Annotated in this window: 18 protein-coding genes; 6 read left to right on the plus strand and 12 right to left on the minus strand. The window is 69.7% G+C overall.

Features of this window, described 5'->3' with window-relative positions; all coding sequences use genetic code 11:
• Nucleotides 1-115: 115 nt before the first annotated feature.
• Genes ACH3VR_RS23095 through ACH3VR_RS23105 form a run of 3 tightly spaced genes read right to left on the minus strand, consistent with a single transcriptional unit; the run spans nucleotide 116 to nucleotide 2,369 of the window.
• A complete protein-coding gene (locus tag ACH3VR_RS23095) occupies nucleotides 116-1,156 on the minus strand; it encodes a hypothetical protein (RefSeq protein ID WP_397558696.1) in 1,041 nt (346 codons plus the stop codon).
• Nucleotides 1,153-1,632, minus strand: a complete 480-nt coding sequence (locus ACH3VR_RS23100; RefSeq protein WP_397558697.1) for a hypothetical protein — start codon at nucleotides 1,630-1,632, stop codon at nucleotides 1,153-1,155. Before ACH3VR_RS23100 ends, ACH3VR_RS23095 begins: the two co-directional genes overlap by 4 nt.
• 2 nt (nucleotides 1,633-1,634) lie before the next feature.
• A complete protein-coding gene (locus ACH3VR_RS23105; protein ID WP_397558698.1) occupies nucleotides 1,635-2,369 on the minus strand; it encodes an HNH endonuclease family protein in 735 nt (244 codons plus the stop codon).
• A 253-nt stretch (nucleotides 2,370-2,622) separates the two neighbouring features.
• Between ACH3VR_RS23105 and ACH3VR_RS23110 the strand changes: the two genes are divergently transcribed.
• From ACH3VR_RS23110 to ACH3VR_RS23120, 3 genes are all read left to right on the plus strand, one after another.
• Nucleotides 2,623-3,942, plus strand: a complete 1,320-nt coding sequence (locus tag ACH3VR_RS23110) for a hypothetical protein (protein ID WP_397558699.1) — start codon at nucleotides 2,623-2,625, stop codon at nucleotides 3,940-3,942.
• A 197-nt stretch (nucleotides 3,943-4,139) separates the two neighbouring features.
• Nucleotides 4,140-4,412, plus strand: coding sequence for a hypothetical protein (locus ACH3VR_RS23115; RefSeq protein WP_397558700.1), 273 nt, complete (start codon nucleotides 4,140-4,142; stop codon nucleotides 4,410-4,412).
• A gap of 9 nt (nucleotides 4,413-4,421) precedes the next feature.
• Nucleotides 4,422-5,444, plus strand: a complete 1,023-nt coding sequence (locus ACH3VR_RS23120) for a hypothetical protein (protein ID WP_397558701.1) — start codon at nucleotides 4,422-4,424, stop codon at nucleotides 5,442-5,444.
• A gap of 103 nt (nucleotides 5,445-5,547) precedes the next feature.
• On the opposite strand, the gene ACH3VR_RS23125 is transcribed toward ACH3VR_RS23120, so the two are convergent.
• Nucleotides 5,548-6,474 (minus strand): DNA-processing protein DprA, encoded by a 927-nt coding sequence (locus ACH3VR_RS23125; RefSeq protein WP_397558702.1) that lies wholly within the window; start codon nucleotides 6,472-6,474, stop codon nucleotides 5,548-5,550.
• Between the two features lie 162 nt (nucleotides 6,475-6,636).
• On the minus strand, nucleotides 6,637-7,869 hold the full coding sequence (locus ACH3VR_RS23130; protein ID WP_397558703.1) for a hypothetical protein: 1,233 nt from the start codon (nucleotides 7,867-7,869) through the stop codon (nucleotides 6,637-6,639).
• Between the two features lie 155 nt (nucleotides 7,870-8,024).
• Here ACH3VR_RS23130 and ACH3VR_RS23135 point away from each other — a divergent pair, with 155 nt between their 5' ends.
• Nucleotides 8,025-8,609: a hypothetical protein gene (locus ACH3VR_RS23135; protein ID WP_397558704.1), complete on the plus strand. Its 585-nt coding sequence runs from the start codon at nucleotides 8,025-8,027 to the stop codon at nucleotides 8,607-8,609.
• Nucleotides 8,610-8,973: 364 nt separating this feature from the next.
• Here ACH3VR_RS23135 and ACH3VR_RS23140 read toward each other — a convergent pair whose 3' ends face one another.
• Together ACH3VR_RS23140 and ACH3VR_RS23145 are read right to left on the minus strand one after the other, a co-directional pair.
• Nucleotides 8,974-9,981 (minus strand): DUF4192 family protein, encoded by a 1,008-nt coding sequence (locus tag ACH3VR_RS23140; protein WP_397558705.1) that lies wholly within the window; start codon nucleotides 9,979-9,981, stop codon nucleotides 8,974-8,976.
• A gap of 142 nt (nucleotides 9,982-10,123) precedes the next feature.
• Complete coding sequence (locus ACH3VR_RS23145) at nucleotides 10,124-10,693, minus strand: hypothetical protein (protein ID WP_397558706.1); 570 nt, start codon at nucleotides 10,691-10,693, stop codon at nucleotides 10,124-10,126.
• Between the two features lie 250 nt (nucleotides 10,694-10,943).
• Between ACH3VR_RS23145 and ACH3VR_RS23150 the strand changes: the two genes are divergently transcribed.
• Complete coding sequence (locus tag ACH3VR_RS23150) at nucleotides 10,944-11,291, plus strand: hypothetical protein (protein ID WP_397558707.1); 348 nt, start codon at nucleotides 10,944-10,946, stop codon at nucleotides 11,289-11,291.
• Nucleotides 11,292-11,374: 83 nt separating this feature from the next.
• Here ACH3VR_RS23150 and ACH3VR_RS23155 read toward each other — a convergent pair whose 3' ends face one another.
• Genes ACH3VR_RS23155 through ACH3VR_RS23165 form a run of 3 tightly spaced genes read right to left on the minus strand, consistent with a single transcriptional unit; the run spans nucleotide 11,375 to nucleotide 12,432 of the window.
• Complete coding sequence (locus ACH3VR_RS23155; RefSeq protein ID WP_397558708.1) at nucleotides 11,375-11,857, minus strand: hypothetical protein; 483 nt, start codon at nucleotides 11,855-11,857, stop codon at nucleotides 11,375-11,377.
• Nucleotides 11,854-12,198, minus strand: coding sequence for a hypothetical protein (locus ACH3VR_RS23160; protein ID WP_397558709.1), 345 nt, complete (start codon nucleotides 12,196-12,198; stop codon nucleotides 11,854-11,856). Before ACH3VR_RS23160 ends, ACH3VR_RS23155 begins: the two co-directional genes overlap by 4 nt.
• Nucleotides 12,199-12,258: 60 nt before the next feature.
• Nucleotides 12,259-12,432 (minus strand): hypothetical protein, encoded by a 174-nt coding sequence (locus ACH3VR_RS23165; RefSeq protein ID WP_397558710.1) that lies wholly within the window; start codon nucleotides 12,430-12,432, stop codon nucleotides 12,259-12,261.
• Between the two features lie 882 nt (nucleotides 12,433-13,314).
• On the opposite strand from ACH3VR_RS23165, the gene ACH3VR_RS23170 reads away from it, so the two are divergent.
• Nucleotides 13,315-13,545: a hypothetical protein gene (locus ACH3VR_RS23170; RefSeq protein WP_397558711.1), complete on the plus strand. Its 231-nt coding sequence runs from the start codon at nucleotides 13,315-13,317 to the stop codon at nucleotides 13,543-13,545.
• A 51-nt stretch (nucleotides 13,546-13,596) separates the two neighbouring features.
• Here the strand turns inward: ACH3VR_RS23170 and ACH3VR_RS23175 are convergent, their stop codons facing one another.
• Both ACH3VR_RS23175 and ACH3VR_RS23180 read right to left on the minus strand, forming a co-directional pair.
• Nucleotides 13,597-14,076 carry a hypothetical protein gene (locus tag ACH3VR_RS23175; RefSeq protein ID WP_397558712.1) on the minus strand — a complete coding sequence of 160 codons (480 nt, stop codon included), beginning with the start codon at nucleotides 14,074-14,076 and terminating at the stop codon, nucleotides 13,597-13,599.
• A gap of 107 nt (nucleotides 14,077-14,183) precedes the next feature.
• On the minus strand, nucleotides 14,184-14,807 hold the full coding sequence (locus ACH3VR_RS23180) for a hypothetical protein (RefSeq protein WP_397558713.1): 624 nt from the start codon (nucleotides 14,805-14,807) through the stop codon (nucleotides 14,184-14,186).
• Nucleotides 14,808-15,139: the final 332 nt, after the last annotated feature.

The following is a 15,139-nucleotide window of genomic DNA, read 5'->3' on the forward strand; positions in this document are numbered from 1 at the left end:
CGAGCCCGCACGTCCCGAGCTCTACCTCACCGCCTGACCACCACCCACCCTCAGGAAGCAACGGAATGACACCACGCCACGGGACTTGACCGTGCCGGCACCGGCTGCACAGTGCTCATGCTGCAGCCTGCCGTTTCGTCGACCAGAAGTGCCGGGCGAGGTCGAGCCGGTCGTACCGTTCGGCGAGCTTGGCGATCGCCGCAGGCTTGCGCCCCAGAATGATTGCGACCTGCTCGGATGCCTCGCCCGCGTCGAGCAGGAACTCGACATCCTCGAGGAAGGACTCGGCCTCGGTCAGGCCTGGCTCATCGGTCGACGGATCGGGATCCGGGTCGGTGTCGATGTCATCCCAGGCGAGCGGCGGCAGCCATCCGCGGCGTGCGGCGAAGGCGATCGCACGAGTGTAGGCGCCCTTCGAGTGCCACTCATCGTGCGGCGGCTCCTGATCCCACAGCTCCTCGTAGATCTCCGCCATGCGGCGGTGGGTGTCAGCGGTGACCTGGTCGCGATGCTGCAGCGCCCAGAAGTTGCCCTCCGTGATGTTCAGGCGTGCGGAGATCTTTCGCAGCGACCAGCCACGCGCGGCGAGTGCCTGGATCCGGCGGTGCGTCCCGGTCGCGGAGACCTTCGCTCCGCCGGCGAGGTTCTCGGGCGTCATTTGAACGGCGAGGATCCTCTCGGCCTTCTCGCGGGTGACGCGCTTCGGGATCTCGCCGTACCGGGGACCGGGATCTTGGCGGCCCCAGATGAGCGATCGCACCGGGGTGACGCCAACGCCGGACAGCTGCGCGATGCGCTTGTACCCGATCCCGAACTCGCACAGCGCGAGGATGTGCTCGCGGACCGGGGTCGCGTCGACGAGGCCCGAGTCGTACCGGCCATACGCCTGATCCTTCCGCCGGCGCTCGTCGGTCTCAGCCCGGTGCTCGATGCACGGTGTGCATCGGCACTGGTGCAGGTTGTAGCAGGTGAGCGAGGCCGCATGGCGGTGCTCGGGAGGGCAGATCTTCGGGTCCTTCTGCCGGGGCGGCTGCTTCACGTGCTGGCCGAGCTTCCCGGCTTTCCAGGCAGCCTGATAGTGCCGTTTGCACAGGCGCCGGGCGACCGGCTTGTCGGTGCATCCGCGGTGGGTGCAGATCTGCGGCTTGCCGGTCATCGCGCACCCCCGAGGATGCGGCTCTGCACGACCGGGAGGAGTGCAGCGCGCTGGGAGTGGTTGAGGCGGGCGAAGTGGCGGGCGAGGGTGTTGACCGCATCCTCGAACTCGTCCGGCAGTCCGTCGAGGTCCTTCTTGGCGCGCTTGCTGAGGGCGACGACCTGCGCGTCGGCGAGATCCTGCATTCGCCACTCGGCAACCCGGCTGGCGTCTTCCCATGCGGCGACGAGCCGAGGCCCGCGGGGTCCGGAGGTGTACAGCCGATCGGGTGCGCCGTTGGGGCGGCGGATCTCGACGATCCCGCCGACCGGGAGGCCGGCGCGATAGGGCTTGTACGAGCCGATCACTTTCTCGGTGAGCTCGTCGTCGACGAGCGACTGGTACCAGTAGGCGATCCGGTTGTCGCCGGTGAGCCGGCGGCCGATGTAGACGACCTTCTCGATCGTGACGTCGTTGTCGGGAGTCTCGGTGGCCATGATCACTTCCCTCCCGTGCAGCTGGTCAGCTCGCGCTGCAGCGCGGTGTGGTCCTCAGCGGGGATGGTGAGGTCGTAGGTATTGAGGACCTGGACGAAGCGCTCGGCGTAGGAGCACCGGTAGCTCGAGCTCGGTGGCATCCACAGCGCCGGCCCCTGGTCGCTCTTGGCGGTGTTCGTGGGCCCGTCGACGGCGAGCAGGTTCAGCGGGTCGTTCGCGAGCTGCTGCCGCTTTGCCTCGGTCCAGTCGGCGGCACCCTGGCGCCACGCCCACGCAAGGGGAACGACGTGGTCAATCTGCACGAGCTCGCTGGTGCCCTGCCCTCGAGTGAAGTCGATCGTCTTCCCTGTGTACGGATCGTGCAGGACGCCGCTGAGGACGACGCAGTCATGGGTTCCGGGCTTCAGCGTCGTGTCGACGAGGTCTCGGCGCAGGACGTCGTTCCGGGTGTCGCAGCCGTTCCGGTCGACGTCGGCCCAGGCCTGTCCGAACTGCCGGCGGTCGTAGGGGGTCTGCTGAGGCGGGGCGACGGTGACATGGTCGAGCTCGGTGATCGCCTGCGCGGCATCCGCAGTCACCGGCCCGGCCGGCTGCACTTCCGCCGGTGTCGTAGTGCTGGCCGGCTTCGGCGCGGCGAGCGGCCCGACGATGGTCGTCAGCGTCGGCGCGACCATGCGGAATCCGATGAAGAGGGCTGCGACGCCCAGGATGACGAAGGCAATGGACTTCTTGCGCACGGGGATCTCCTCTGTGTTCTCGGAGCCCATAGGTACGGAACCTGGTGTCTGATCGGACATCGGTCTCGCCGCCGGAGTTGCCGCCGCTGACGGATCCCGGCCTCCCGGACTCTTTTAGTTGACTTGACATGTACTAATATAGACACGGGGTTAGAGGTTGTCAACCCGCTTGGAGAAACTGCCGAGATCGTTTTGCGGGGGCGAGTGTCGCACGCTCCACGTACCATCGACCGCGACGAAAGGCTGATCAGACATGGACTCGATGTGGAGCATCGCCCCGATGTATCTCGCCGCCGGGATGGTCCTCGTCGGCATGATCTACGGACGCAGGCACCCGGGCTCCCAGCGTGCTCGCCGCCTCATGGCGTTCCTTCTCGTCGGTGCCCTCGTGCTCTGCGCCGGCACCGTGCTGGTGACCATGGGGCGGGCGATCATCGTCGACGGAGCGACAGGGCTGATCGTCCCGCTCGTGCTCATCGTCACGCTCATGGTCCTGTCGTCGATCACCGCACTCAAGGGACTGCAGCCGCGCCCCGCCACCACGACGGCCGACGAGCACGAGGGCAGGAAGTGGTCCGCGCGGCTTACCCTCACCGTCGCCGTGTTCGTCGCGCTGATGGCCTACGGCGCCGGGTTCCTCGCCGGCTACTGGATCTCGCAGCTCAAGCCTGAGCTCGAGGGAATGAACCTCATCCTGGGGACCGCATCCGCCGTCGTCGTCGGTCTCACCCTCGTCCCTTGGGTGGTCGTCAAGTACCGCGCTGCGCGCCGCCGCCGCGCCGTGGCGATCGGGCATCCGGCCAGCGCTGAGGGTGTCGAGCATGTGATGAAGAAGGCGACCGCGGCACGGCTCGCAGCTGACCTCGGCTCCTACAGCTTCAACCCTTCCCGCGTGGTCATCTTCGGCGGCCTTTCGATCGTCGCGATCCTGGCGCTGCCGGCTCTCGTGCAGCTGCTCTTCACCACAGTGGACAAGCTCCCGCGCGATTCGTCGTCTTCATCCGGCATCGCCTCGATTCAGCCGTCCATCGACTACGCGACGATGCAGACGATCGCGATCGCCTGCGCGCTGCTCCTCGTCCTCGCCGGCCTGATCGGCTACATGCTGACACCGCTCCTGCTCGACGTGAGGGTCGAGTATCAGCTCGCTGCGCTCTCCCCGCAGCAGCGCCTGCAGTGGGAGAGCGAGCAGCGCTCGGAGTTCCACGGCGGGCACGCGTTCCCCCTCAAGCTGATGGACGCGGATCGGTCGATCCGTGTGCTGACGGTCACCGCCGCCGGCGATGTTCAGCTCGAGCAGCTCCCCGCGGGGACGCTGCTGCGGATGCGCAGCCAGCCCGTCCTGGCCCCTTCGGATGCCGAGCAGGCAGATCTCGAGTTCGTCGAGGACCTCGACGAGGGTCTGCAGTCGGTCTCTCGGGTGCTGCTCTCTCTGCAGGAGCACATGGGGTCACGCGAGTTCGACCTCTTCGGCGAGGAGCCTGCCAGCACCCTCCACATCGTCGCGGTCGGGGCGGACGACTACCTCGACTTCCCCGAGGACCTCGCCGCGAAGCTCATCGCCGCCGCCTGACCGGCCCCCTTTCTAGTACATGTGAAGTGTACTAATATAGGGGTCGGTGCACGATGACAGTCAACCGGGTTGTCCGATCTGCGGCCGCGCTCATACCTATGGAGGGCATGAGCGACCACGCAGCCTCGGCCCGGAACGACATCACCCAACGCACCGCTGCAGCTGCAGCCGAGATCCTGAAAGGAGGTGACAGACAGATGATCACCGTCGAGTTCCGCGAGCGCGACCCGAACAGCGAGGGCCGCCGCGTCGTCGCGACGCTCACCGTTGCCGATGACCGCACATACACCGTGGCCGGCGCCCTTCCCCTCGAGGAGATCTCGATCCTCGATCGTGCAGCGCCTGGTGGCCGGCTCACCCTGGCCGCGGATCCCGTGCGGTGGGCTCGCAAGAGCCACAAGGCCTTCAGGGCCGGCTACATCGTCCCGGTGATCACCGAGGACACCCTGCCGGCCGACGTCGAGAGCTGAGCGCACGTCATGTGCGACTCGTGCGCTGAAGGCGGCCGCCGCTGCCCCGGCTCGCACAGTCCGGAGGCCCGCGCCGCGCACAACACGCGCCGGCGCGAGAACAGGTCCACCCGCGCGGCGGTCGTCTCCTGGGCCCGCCAGCGCGATCTCCCCGATCTCGCCCTCGACGTCCTCGCGGTCGCCCCACCCACCGTCGCGAAAGACTGGGCCGAGCACGCCGGCGCACCCGCCCTGCAGCCGGGGGAGCAGAAGCGGCTAAGGCCCACCGCTACGGGCCTGCGGGATGCCAGCTGGGCCAGCGCCGGCATCGTCGACCAGGTCGCGGCGATCGCCCGCGCACAGGGCGCGCACCCGGATGAGGCGGCGCTGTTGAACGCGAACGTGGTTCACGATGACTACGAAGACCAGGGCGTGAACACCACCCGCCGGCTCATTCTCGACGACGGCAGCGACGCCTACTTCAAGCCGGTCGACGGGATCGACGAGGAGACCGCCGAGGATTACGGCCATGAGCAGCCCTGGCAACCGATCCACGAGGTAGCGGCATGGCACACCGCCCGGGCGCTCGGGCCGGAGTGGGAGCGGCTCGTGCCGCCCTGTGTGCTCACCGTCCGCGACGGATCCCTCGGCTCGCTGGCCCTCGGCCAGCCCGGCAGCACCGACGGCCCGATGCAGGTGCCCGACAGCGACGTGCACGCGGCCGCGTTCTTCGACGCGCTCACCGGCCAGCAGGACCGCCACAGCGGGAACTTCCTCACCCACCGTGCCGGCGAGGAGCTGCACCTGATCGACCACGGGTTCGCCTTCGCCCGCCCGGATGATCCGGTCAACATGTCCGTCTTCCAGCTGCGCCGCTCGAAAACTGCGCCCGAGCTGACCACCTACGAGCTCGACCGGCTCGTGCTGCTGCTGCGAGCTCCGGACCTGCACGGGCTGCGCCCCATGCTCGCCCCCGACCGTGCCGCGGCGCTCGAGGACCGTGCCCGGCTCATGCTCGTCACGGGCAGGATCCTCCCGGAGGGCCACTTCTGACCTTCCGGGGGACATACCGTTTCAACAGAGAGGGCCTGCCGAGCTCGACGCCGGCAGGCCCTCGCGGGAGCCGGGCGGAGATCTTCCCACCCGGCTCCTCCTGTCACTCGGTGATCAGCTCGAGCGCGTCCGCGCCGCTCGTGATCACCCGGGCGTCGTACTCCCGCAGGAGCCGGTGGCATCCGGCGCTCGCGGGCGAGTTCACGCTCCCCGGGACGGCTCCGAGCTGGCGGCCGAGGGCGGTCGCGTGCCCGGCCGTGTTCAGTGAGCCGGAGCGCCAGCCCGCCTCGACGATCACGGTCGCCTGAGTCGCGGCCGCGATGACCCGGTTTCGGGAAATGAACCGCCAGCGGGTGGGCGCCGAGCCGGGAGCGACTTCGGAGACGAGAGCGGATCCGGCGCTGCGCGCGATCCGGTCGGCGAGGTCGGCGTGCCCGGCCGGGTACATCCGATCGACGCCACCGGCGAGCCATGCGACCGTCGCGCCGAAGCTTGTCAGCGCCGCGCGGTGTGCGGCCGCGTCGATGCCATACGCGCCGCCGCTGTGCACGGTGACCCCGGCCGCGACGACCTCGCCGGTGATGTCGGCGCAGACGCTCTCGCCGTAGCTCGAGGCAGCGCGCGCCCCGACGATCGCGAGCCGACGCTCGGCGCCGAGCGCGTCGATGTCGCCGCGCACCCAGAGCACGTGCGGGGCGTGCGCGCCGAGGTCGACGAGGCCGGGGACGGTGGCCGGGTCGACCAGGCGGATCCCGCGGTCCTTCGCGGTGGTCAGCGCCGAGGCGATCGCCGCGCTGCGCAGCCGCGGCATCCAGGTGCGCGCCTGCGCGGCGAGACCGGGAGCGATGTCGTCGAGATCCGCGAGCTTACCCTCGAGCGCCGTCAGCGCGCCGCGGTGGCCGAGCTGCTGGACCAGGATGCCGGCATGACCGTCGCCCGGCTCGGTGATGATCGACCAGGCCGCGCGGGCGTTGAGCTCGTCGGCATCGGTGATCTCGGCGATCTGGGTGGTGATCGTGGTGGTGGTCATGGCGTCCTCCTCAGAACGGGTTTAAGTTGACTTGACATGTACCAATATAGGGTAGGGGTCCGACATTGTCAACCCGGTTGGATTCGGTGACGTCTGCGGCGAGCTCGAGTGAGGCCGTGTCCCCCGGATGGGGGACACGGCCTCTTGGTGTTCGGCTGCGGGTTACGCGGTGGGCTGGATGCGCTTGGGGCGGGTGATGACGGTCTCTTTGGTGTCGTTGAACTCCTCGTGCGCCTTGACGGTGCCGGTGATCGTGATCTCGTCGCCCTGTGCGATGTCCCAGGCCCAGGCGGCGGAAGTGAAGGTCTTGGCGACGGTGGTGCCGGCCTCGATGATGACGAGCATCGAGGTGGTCGGGGTGTAGCCGTAGTGCTGGTCGATCGGCTTGAGGCGGGTCACGGTGCCGGTGAGGGTGAGCTTCTCGCCGATCTCGCCGGCGTAGGCGGATTCCTTGCGGATCTTCTCGGCGGCCTGGCGCTGGACGCGATCGCCGATCATGCGCTCGTAGGCGGCGACGGCGGAGACGGTGATGCCCAGGTGGCGGTGGGAGACGGATGCCGCGCGGAGGCAGGCTCGCAGGTTGGCGACGTAGTCCCCGCCGCCGGTGAGTTCCTCGAGGAGGGCGGTGACGATCGTGGCGCCCATGCCGGCGGCCGCGGCGACGTCGTCGGCGACGTCGCCGCGCAGCTCGCGATCGGCGCGGCTCGTGCCGTACAGGTAGCTGCCGACCAGGTCGCGGGTGGAGCGGCCGAAGGTGGCGGAGGCGGGCGCCCAGCCGAACCGGCGGCTGATCGCCCATGCGGCGGCGACGACGGTCTCGGGCGTGTACTCGTGGCCGCTCGAGGTGAACCCGCCGAGAAACTCGTGCAGCTCGTCGGCGACGTCGTCGGCCGAGAGGAACACGGGGCGGCCGGCCCAGCCGGTGAAGTCTTTGATGCAGGTGGAGCCGACCTGGCGGATCTCGCCGGTCTCGGTGTGGCGCACCAGGTAGGTGTGGCGGCGGTTCGCGCGGATGGTGTTGCAGTGCTCGCAGCGGCCTGCGGCGAGCGCGGTGCGGTCGACGCCGGACTCGTCGACGCCCGGGGCGGCGCGCAGGATGAAGTCGGAGCCGGTGGCGGTCTCGACGGCGTCGACGGCGGCGAGGAAGGTCCAGCCGTTGTAGCTGGGGGCTTCGCCGGTGATCTGGACGTCGTAGACGAGGCGGGTGCGGTTGAGGCCGGCCTCGTCGGTCTCGGAGATCTCGCGCGGGGTGCCGGTGACCTCGAGGTGGCCGGTGAAGCCGCGCTTGGTGGCGCGGGCGTTGATCTTGGCTGCGCGCTCCTTCGTGGCGGTGAACTCGTCGGGGCTGAGCGTCCAGCTGGTGGGCTGCTGCTCGAGCTGCTCTTCGGTGTCCATGTCGGCCTCCTGCGCTTGATCCGGTTAGTTGACTTGACATGTACCAATATAGGGCGAGGGTCGGACATTGTCAACCCGGTTGGATGAAACGGGCTCCGGGGTCGGCCGACGGGGGAGGATGAAGGGAGCGCCAGACGATCCGAGGAGGCCCCCGCGTGACCCTGCCATCCCTTGAGAACCTCGCGTACCCGGCCGGCGAGGACGGCGAGCACCCGGGCGGCGGACACTGCGCCTGGCTCGGCGGTGCGACCCGGGAGGAGGACCGGGTCGCGATCGTCGATCAGTACGCCACCGCGCTGCGCGTGCTCGTCGACGCCGCCGCGGCATCCGGGGACGGCTGGGGTCTCACCCGGCCGATCCTGTTCGCCGTGCACCAGCTCTGCGAGAACGCCCTCGACGTCGCGAACGATCACGCCGGCGTGACCGTCTCCCGCCGGAGCAAGGATCGGCACTCGCTCGCCGTCAAAATGGCGGCCGCGGTCACCGGCGGTGTCTACGCCGGCCTCACGCTCGAGGAACGCCAGTGGTGCGAGCGCTTCGTCGAGACGATCGTCCCGCTCACCGGGAACGGATTCCCCGGCCGGTACGCCGGCGCCACCGTGTCCGGCCGTCAGCTCGACGAGCTGTGGTGCTGCATCAACCCGGCCGCCCTGCGCGACGCTGCGACCGCGTTCGCCGGTCTCACCATCCGCCGCGTCGCCGAGCTCGACGAGCGGGCGGCGGAGATCTCCGCGCCCTGACTGCTGCAGCTGCGGCGAGCGCAGCGTGCCGGCGGTGCCGTGCAGGGGCGGGTGGCCGGTGCCGGTCGCCCGCCCCTGGTCTCTACAGCCGGCCGTCGCTGTCGACGGTGTCCGGAGGGCCGTCGTACTCGCTGGCCGGAACGGTGCCGTCCTCGAGGCAGATCGCCTCGGGGCGGGCTCCGTATCCGCAGATCTGGCACATGTCCCGTGCTCCTCTCTTTAGTTAACTTGACACTTACCAATATAGGGCGTGGGTCAGACATTGTCAACCCGGTTGGAACACTTTGCGCTGCGGCGATCGCGGGCCGCTCGAGGCGGGTGCGGGGGGAGGGCCCCTGAGCGGCTCTCAGGGGCCCTCTGCCGCTCAGCGGGTGAAGACCCAGGCCGGGAGGACTCCGGCCGTCATGACGGCGTCCAGGGTGTCCACGAGGGTCAGTCCAGGGTCGGCCTGTCGGGCGTGGTCCAGGAGGTGCACGGCGTGGGTCGTGCGGCCGAGTGCCCACGACAGCCACGCGGCCGCGGCGAGCAGTGCGGCGTGCTCGCGGCCGGTGACGTGCGCCGCGGTGAACCGGCACACCTTGAGCGCGGCGGCGAGGCGGTCGAGGTCGGGGCGCTGCATGGTGTCGCCGAGGTAGATCCGGCCGAGGTGCTCGGGGAACGGGGTGCCTGCGGTGGTGTGGGCGGTCTGGGCGGCGACGGCCTCGCGGCCGGTCTGCTCGTCGCTCGCCCACTGGATCAGGGCTGCATCCCGCACGGCGGGGACCGCCATGACGGCTGCGAGGTGCGCCAGGGTGCTCGAGTCCGGGGCGGTGAGGTCGGCGGTGAGCACGTCTTCCAGCAGCGCGGTCAGGGTCGCTTCGTCATCCGTGGGGAAGACGGCCGAGGCGACGGCCGCGGCGAGCGCGGGGTCGGTTGCGGGAAGCTCGATCCCGGCGTGCTGATCGCCCGCGGCGATCGCGGGGGCGCCCGGGAGTGCCGGGGCCGGCTCGGTGTGCGCCTCGCCGGTGAAGTACTCGCCCCAGGCGTTCGGGGTGGCGTAGAAGATCGCGGCGACGTCGAGGCCGAGCAGGTCGCTCGCGGTGCGCAGGGTCTCGGCGAGCAGCGCGTGCCGCGCGTGGTCGCCGTCGGTGTAGATCGCCGCGGCGATCATCGTGATTCCGCCGAGGCGGCAGACCATGCCGAGGGTCTGGGCGGCGACGGCGGCGAGCGTGTCCGCGTCGGTGGCGGTGGGGAGGTCGACGCGCAGCGCGCCGCGCGAGCGGGTGCCGCGGAACGGGGCGACGACGAGCGACTCGGTCGGGGTGTAGCCGACCAGGGTGCTGATCGCGGTGAGCAGCTCGCCCTTGTCTGCGGCCTTCAGGATGGTGGTCATGGTGTCCTCCTCAGAACATCCGATTAGTTGACTTGACGCTTACTAATATAGGGGATGGGTCGGACATTGTCAACCCGGTTGGATCGGCGCGCCGGATGCCGCGAGCGCGGGCCGGGGATCTCGCCCCGGCCCGCGCTGCGGATCAGGCTGCGGCGTCGTGCGCTGCGGCGTAGCTGCAGGTCACCTGCTCGCCGTGGTGCTGGCCGTCGCACTCGATCCGGCCGAGCTTGCGGGCGTCGTCGCGGCAGGCGCGGCGGGCGTCGATCTCCTCGGTGTCGATGCGGTCGGCGTGCAGCGCCTCGATGTGGCCGAGCTTGTCGGCGAAGTCGTCGTGATCGGGCAGGCCTGCGGCGATCCACAGCCGCGCGCACAGCCCGAATCCCTCGTGCGAGAGCGGTGCCCGCTCCGCGGCCGCGAGAAGGCCGATGACGACCTCGACGGCGGTGCCGGGGCGGGTGTCCTCGCCGGCGGCGACCCTCTCGAGGATCTCTCGCGCGTGCGAGCGGTAGACGGCCTCCACGGTCATCCGGGCGGATGCCTCGCCGCCGCTTAGCAGCGAGAACGAGTGATAGATCGCGTCGGCCTGCTCGGGGTGCCGCGCCTGCGCCTGCGCGATCTCGTCCTCAGCCCAGCTCATCCGCTCGAAGATGCCGCCGAAGCTCTCCTCGAACCCGGCCAGGATCTCGGCTGCGGTGGTGGTGGTGTCGGTCATGATGTCCTCCCTAGAACGTCGGTTAGTTGACTTGACGTGTACCAATATAGGGAGGGGGTCAGACATTGACGCGTGACCGCGAAGGGCCTTCGCCTCGCCGGGGCGCTGCGGCGAGCGCGAGAGGTGAATTCTCGGGCTGTGTCCGATCTGCGGAGATCCGCGCACCTATGGGTGTCAGGTGCCCAGGTCGAGCACCGGAACGGGGTTGGACATGATGAGTGCAAGCGCCAGGGCAGGCGATTCACGGCAGATGACGGTCTCTCAGCTCGACCGCGAGCTGCGGCGTTTCGTGGAAGATGCCAAGTGGGCGGAGATCAACGGTGGGGGAGCTTCAGCGCTCGGGCTTGAGGCCGTGAAGCACCATGACGCGCTGCGTGTGGCGGAGTCGCTGCAGCACGCGCAGGCGGTGGCGGACAGCTGGGATCGTGCGCGGGAAACCTATCCCCGGCGTGTGGTCATGCTCGACGTCACGCCGATCGGGGGCGGTCGAATTCTCGGGCCGATCCTGGAAGCAATGACGGGGTGGAGGCCTCGTCCGGCATGGCTGCGGATCCCGCTCGGGCGTCGGCGTCCTCGGAGGACGGTGATCGTCCGCTGACCACAGACGTCGAACGGCGGGCCCGGGGAATTTCCCCAGGCCCGCCATTCTGTGTGGGAGGACTGCGGCGAGCGCCGCGGGTGCTACGTGGTGCGCGTGGATCGGGTGGCGGTCACCGCGGCGCGCACGGCGTTCCACACGAGATTCTGCGGCGGCTCGGGCGCGCCCTGCTCGACGGAAACGGCGAGCGCCGGAAGGCCGAGCCGTCGCACCACGGCGGAGGCGATCGCCTCGGGGGATGCGTCGGCGGGGATCGCGCTCGCGGCGGTGCCGTGGTCGTAGCCGGTCGCGTAGGCGGCGTGTGCGATCGCGCGGATCAGGTCGAAGGTCTCGACGTGCTGGACCGCCTCGCCCGCGCCGATCTGCCGGGCGAACTGCTCGCCCAGCGGCCGGTGCGGGCTCGGGGCGTGGTCGTCCGGCCAGATGCCCCAGTCGGCGAGCGTGCCGAGCATGACGGCATCCGGCGCGGCGAGCGCGCCGCGGTATCGCCAGCCGTGCGCGTCGGCGAGATCGGCGGCGGTGAGCGGGGCCGGCTCGGATGCCGGGGCGGTGGGTGTGGCGGTCATGGGCGGGTCTCCTCGAACCAGACTTCGTAGGTGCGGCCGGTGATGGATGCCAGATGCGCGGCGAGCGCCTCGGCGGCCTCGAAGTCGCCCGCGAACTCGCGGCAGTCGTCGTGCGCCTCGATCCCGTACTCGCCATTGCACGGGGCGAAGACGCCGGGGAGGATCGCCCACGCGATGCACTCGCAGTCGTCAGCGGCCAGCGTGCGAGGCTCGATCGGCTCGAACGGGCGGAGGTCTACGCGCTCGCCGGTGGCGGCATCCTGCAGCCAGGGGTCGGTGTCGGCGGCGATGTACGCGCCCGGCGTCAGCTGGCCGGTGTAGCGCTTCGTGGCGGTGGTCATGGTGTTCCTTCTCAGTCGGGCCGGCGCGGCCGGGTGCCCGGTGCTCGCCGTTGTCTGGGGCTACGGGCGGAAGCGCAGCGCGGTCTCTGCCTTGATCGCGGCGTTGTACTTGCGTCGCAGGGTGCGGAGGGCCTGGTCGCTCTCGCCGGCGGTGATGGCGAACGCGAGGGCCTCCCCGGTCTCGTTGACGAGATCTCGAGCTGCCACCATTTCGGCGAGGGTTGCGGCGGTCATGGCGTCCTCCTCAGAACGGGTTTTAGTTGACTTGACATCTACCAATATAGGGGAGAGGTCCGACATTGTCAACCCGGTTGGATCGGATCGGCTGCGCTCGCCGCAGGGCCGGGGGGAGGGGCGGCCCGGGCCGCCCCTCCCGGTCGGTCACAGCTCGGTGATGTCGTGGTCGTCGACGGTCATGTCGCGCCAGCCGGGGCCGTGCAGGACGGCGGCGAGCCGCTCGGGCGTGAGCAGGGGGCGGGCGGCCTCCTCGGCGGTCTCGGTGTTGATCGCGGTGACCTCGACCGGCACGTCGATCTCGACGGTCACGCTGTAGGTGANCCAGCCGGGGCCGTGCAGGACGGCGGCGAGCCGCTCGGGCGTGAGCAGGGGGCGGGCGGCCTCCTCGGCGGTCTCGGTGTTGATCGCGGTGACCTCGACCGGCACGTCGATCTCGACGGTCACGCTGTAGGTGACGGTGTACTGCCGGTCACGCTGGACGCCGCCCAGCTCCTCGGCGAGCGTGTCGTAGTAGCTCGCGTATCCGGCGTGGTCGGCGATCCGGCGCACCTTCGCCCAGAGCATCGTCAGGCGCGGGTCGCCCGCCTCGATCTGGTCGTCCTGCAGGCGTGCCAGCTCGGTTTCAAGCGTGGCGACCCGGGCGAGCGCGGCCCGCTCGGCCTCCTGCGCCCGAGCGAGCTCGGTCTGTCCGGCGACCCGGTTGTCGGTGGTGGCGATGTCAGTCATGGTGTCCTCCCTAGTACGTCGGTTAGTTGACTTGACATGTACCAATATAGGGGAAGGGTCCGACATTGTCAACCCGGTTGGATCAGACGGCAGGGGAGAGTCGTCCGGACGTCTCCGCGGTGGAATGTCCGGGCCGTGTGAGAGGGTGGCCGCATGTTCAGCACGCAGCCGGAATCGGACCGCCGCCCCTCGCTGCTTTCTGCGACCTTGGCGGGCGTCCTCGGCTGGATCGTGTGGGGTCTCCTGGCGTTCGCCGGGGGCGTGCTGTTCGTCCTCCTGGTGCACCTCGGCAGCCCGGGCCTCGGCGTCATGATCGGCGTGATCGTGTTTGTGCTCGCGCTCGCCGCGGTGCTTGAGCTTGCCCGCCGCCGCCTGCGCCGCTGACCGCACGGAAAAGGGGCGAGGCCGAAGCCCCGCCCCTGGCATGATGCCGGATCAGATCGACTCGGCGCTCGACCCGTTCCACTCGATGTCATCCCAGCCGTTCTCGCGGATCGCCTCGGCCACGTCGTAGCGGTCGACGTCCTCCTCGGCGGCCTCGATCGCCGCGTCGGGCGTGTTGGCCGTCACGGTGCGGTAGACCCGCAGGGTGATCGTGACGTCCATGCCGACCTCGAAGTCGCGTTCGCGGGTGATGCCGTCCACGGCCTCGACCATGCGGTCGTACTCGCCGCACATGTCGTGGTCGGTGGCGATCTCGCCCGCCGCGTCCCAGAACTCGACGAGCCGGGGATCGGAGCCGTCGGTGATCTCCTCGGCCCGCGCCGTGGCGATCTCCGCCTCGAGCTGCTCGGCGCGGGCGAGCGCCGCGCGCGTGGATGCCTCGACCCGCGCCAGCTCGCCGATGATCGCAGGGCGGGGGAGGGTGAGCCCCTCGAAGCCGGTGACCGTCGCGGTGGTGGTGATGTCAGTCATGATGTCCTCCCTAGAACGTCGAATAGTTGACTTGACATGTACCAATATAGGGGGAGCCTCCGACATTGGGAGGCTCCCCCGGTTTCTAGGGAGAAATTCGCCCGGGTTCAGCCCTCGTCGGGGACCTCTTCCCAGGCCTCGGGATCGGCCTCGCGGCAGCGGTCGCGGATCATTTCGGCGCGTTCGGGGAGTGCGGCGGCCTCGAAGACCTCGGCCAGGCGGGAGCCCTCGATGTAGGTGAAGTGCTCCCAGAAATCCTCGCCGGGGTAGACCATCATCAGGGCGTCCCCGAGCGAGCCCAGGGCCGCGAGGATCGACGCCAGCGCGTTCTCCGGCGTCCGGCCCAGCTCGTCCACCGGCTGCAGGTCGCCGTCGGAGGTGCGGATGCCGGTGACCTTGCCGCTCTGCCAGCGCTCGCGGGTGACGCCCGGCTCATCGCCGGTCCACTCCTCCTCAAGGGTGAGGATCAGCCGGGGGAGGGAACTCGTCAGCTGCTTGGCGAGCGAGCGCAGCCCTTCGGTCTGCCAGCGGTCGGAGTACTGCACGTAGGCCACGCCCTCGGCGTTGACGTCGATGTCGGCCTCGGTGCCGTAGATCCGGGCGCGGTCATCGTCGATGTCGATCCGGTGCTCGCCGTCCACGTTCGCGTTCCACAGCGCGATCAGCCGTGCGAGCGAGGGCAGCTCGGCGCCCTCCTCGGCCTGCACGGTTACAGCCGTCCACATGCTCATGAGAACCTCCACGATTGTTGAATAGTTGACTTGACATGTACTAATATAGAGATAGCCTCAGACACTGTCAACAGGGTTGGAAATCAGCCCACTCCCGGGCGCAGCCCGGACAGAACCCGCCCCCAGAACCCGGCCACGCGGAACCGCACCGCAGAACGGCCCAGGAAGGCGGCCACGGGCCGCGAGAAGGGCCGGATAGGCAACTACAGCCGGACGGCACCCCAGGCCGGGAGAGAGGCGCACAGGGCCGGGAAGCGCTAATCCGCAGGAAGCCCCAGGAAGCCGCCTAAGCCCCCCGCAGGGTCGATCCGGGCCCGGGAGCCGGCTACCTC

The sequence above is a fragment of the Microbacterium alkaliflavum genome, from assembly GCF_044325405.1.
Lineage (GTDB): Bacteria > Actinomycetota > Actinomycetes > Actinomycetales > Microbacteriaceae > Microbacterium > Microbacterium alkaliflavum.

What these genes read in the sequence shown, in the direction of transcription:
- ACH3VR_RS23180 (WP_397558713.1), bottom strand. Translation starts at nt 14,807, where the DNA reads ATGAGCATGTGGACGGCTGTAACCGTGCAGGCCGAGGAGGGCGCCGAG.
- ACH3VR_RS23130 (WP_397558703.1), bottom strand. Translation starts at nt 7,869, where the DNA reads ATGGACACCGAAGAGCAGCTCGAGCAGCAGCCCACCAGCTGGACGCTC.
- ACH3VR_RS23110 (WP_397558699.1), top strand. Translation starts at nt 2,623, where the DNA reads ATGGACTCGATGTGGAGCATCGCCCCGATGTATCTCGCCGCCGGGATG.
- ACH3VR_RS23170 (WP_397558711.1), top strand. Translation starts at nt 13,315, where the DNA reads ATGTTCAGCACGCAGCCGGAATCGGACCGCCGCCCCTCGCTGCTTTCT.
- ACH3VR_RS23120 (WP_397558701.1), top strand. Translation starts at nt 4,422, where the DNA reads ATGTGCGACTCGTGCGCTGAAGGCGGCCGCCGCTGCCCCGGCTCGCAC.
- ACH3VR_RS23100 (WP_397558697.1), bottom strand. Translation starts at nt 1,632, where the DNA reads ATGGCCACCGAGACTCCCGACAACGACGTCACGATCGAGAAGGTCGTC.
- ACH3VR_RS23115 (WP_397558700.1), top strand. Translation starts at nt 4,140, where the DNA reads ATGATCACCGTCGAGTTCCGCGAGCGCGACCCGAACAGCGAGGGCCGC.
- ACH3VR_RS23155 (WP_397558708.1), bottom strand. Translation starts at nt 11,857, where the DNA reads ATGACCGCCACACCCACCGCCCCGGCATCCGAGCCGGCCCCGCTCACC.
- ACH3VR_RS23125 (WP_397558702.1), bottom strand. Translation starts at nt 6,474, where the DNA reads ATGACCACCACCACGATCACCACCCAGATCGCCGAGATCACCGATGCC.
- ACH3VR_RS23165 (WP_397558710.1), bottom strand. Translation starts at nt 12,432, where the DNA reads ATGACCGCCGCAACCCTCGCCGAAATGGTGGCAGCTCGAGATCTCGTC.
- ACH3VR_RS23140 (WP_397558705.1), bottom strand. Translation starts at nt 9,981, where the DNA reads ATGACCACCATCCTGAAGGCCGCAGACAAGGGCGAGCTGCTCACCGCG.
- ACH3VR_RS23150 (WP_397558707.1), top strand. Translation starts at nt 10,944, where the DNA reads ATGACGGTCTCTCAGCTCGACCGCGAGCTGCGGCGTTTCGTGGAAGAT.
- ACH3VR_RS23145 (WP_397558706.1), bottom strand. Translation starts at nt 10,693, where the DNA reads ATGACCGACACCACCACCACCGCAGCCGAGATCCTGGCCGGGTTCGAG.
- ACH3VR_RS23095 (WP_397558696.1), bottom strand. Translation starts at nt 1,156, where the DNA reads ATGACCGGCAAGCCGCAGATCTGCACCCACCGCGGATGCACCGACAAG.
- ACH3VR_RS23160 (WP_397558709.1), bottom strand. Translation starts at nt 12,198, where the DNA reads ATGACCACCGCCACGAAGCGCTACACCGGCCAGCTGACGCCGGGCGCG.
- ACH3VR_RS23175 (WP_397558712.1), bottom strand. Translation starts at nt 14,076, where the DNA reads ATGACTGACATCACCACCACCGCGACGGTCACCGGCTTCGAGGGGCTC.